2 protein-coding genes are annotated in these 1,373 nt (G+C 46.0%); both read right to left on the reverse strand.

The annotated features are described in order from the left end of the window. A partial coding sequence (locus EYY67_RS24250; protein WP_242675639.1) for a FimD/PapC N-terminal domain-containing protein occupies nucleotides 1-394 on the reverse strand: 394 nt, incomplete at its 3' end. Between the two features lie 110 nt (nucleotides 395-504). Further along, nucleotides 505-1,083, reverse strand: coding sequence for a fimbrial protein (locus tag EYY67_RS24255; RefSeq protein WP_131694604.1), 579 nt, complete (start codon nucleotides 1,081-1,083; stop codon nucleotides 505-507). Nucleotides 1,084-1,373 lie beyond the last annotated feature (290 nt).

Here is a 1,373-nt window from a genome sequence, read left to right on the forward strand (position 1 = left end):
AGCGGGTGGTCACTTCTGTCTGCTGATCGAGCGACGTGCATTCGCCCTGATGCCACAGCGTCAGCTTCTCGCGGGCAGCCGGGGTCAGGTCGAATTTGTCCACCAGCGCGGGCGGCAGACAAAGGCGGCTGTCCGGGTTATTTTCAGCGGAAATGTACTTAATCAGGCTTTGATCGCCGAGCGTGCGGCCATTGAGCACCACATCCAGCAGGTATTCACCGGGCGCGATATAATGGGCTACCTGAAATCGTGACAGATCGACATTATTGCGATCGGCAGAATCAATGAAATTAACGTTAAATTCTACCGCAAGGCTTCTGACCGAAATAAAGCATCCCGACAGAAGGAAAATAAACCACAGGGTTATTTTCTTGTCTGCCGATGTTCTATCCATCACAAACGACATAATAAAATCACTTTGACTAAGCAGTAATAAACACAAATCCCCGGTGCATTCACACCTGAAAATAAAGGGGAGAAAACTCCCCTTAATCACAGCAATAATTATTTATAGTTAAGGGCGTAGGTCGCCTGAGAGACGATCGTACCGGTAGAAACTGGTTGAGAGTTGGCTTCAACGCGTGCAGCAAAGACCAGTTCGTTGTTGCCAGTAACCAGGTTGATATCTTTAGACGTGTCACCGACTTTCAGCAGGTCGCCGTTGGCGTCAATCAGGCGAATGCCCGCGCCTTTTGCACTGCCGGTGTTTGCCAGAAGTTCCGCTGCACTGCTGTCAGGTGTGCCGGCAAAGGAGACGGCAACTTTAGACATGGCCGGATATTCAACCGTGCCCGCCGTTTGTGCAGTCAGATCACAATCCTGCAGGTGAATGGTGTAGTTAACGTTTTGAGAGTATTTATTGCCACTCTCCAGCACCTTATTCGCCACCTGCCCCATATTCACGTTAATGTCTTCATCACCCGCCGCAATGGAGCAAGGTGCATTAATCACCGTACCGGTGAAATGAATACGGCCGGAACCCTGATCGGTTCCTGTCGGAGGCGTTGTATCATCTGCAAAAGCTGATGAAGAAATAAGGGCAGATAAAGCAATAACCAGTGTCTTGTTTTTGGCGTTAAACATAATAAGTCCTTGAGATTTAACGGTAGCTATTAAGCGTTGCATAAGCAATTAAGCAGCTGTTAAGCGATATATTTCGCTGTACCGAAGAGAGCACCCCTCTCTTGCCAGATCAATATACTGATATTTTAAATTTAACGTTATAATAATTTGCTTAATGCAAATATTAAGAGTTTCCATCTCAGATTAATCTTTAAACATTATCTTTATGAATGTAAATTAACTCAGAGGTTAAAATATTTGATATTAAATATGCCCTCTCAGTTAAGAAAATCGCCGCCCCTGCTCTGTGA

The organism is Rahnella victoriana (assembly GCF_004330295.1).
Taxonomy (GTDB): domain Bacteria; phylum Pseudomonadota; class Gammaproteobacteria; order Enterobacterales; family Enterobacteriaceae; genus Rahnella; species Rahnella victoriana.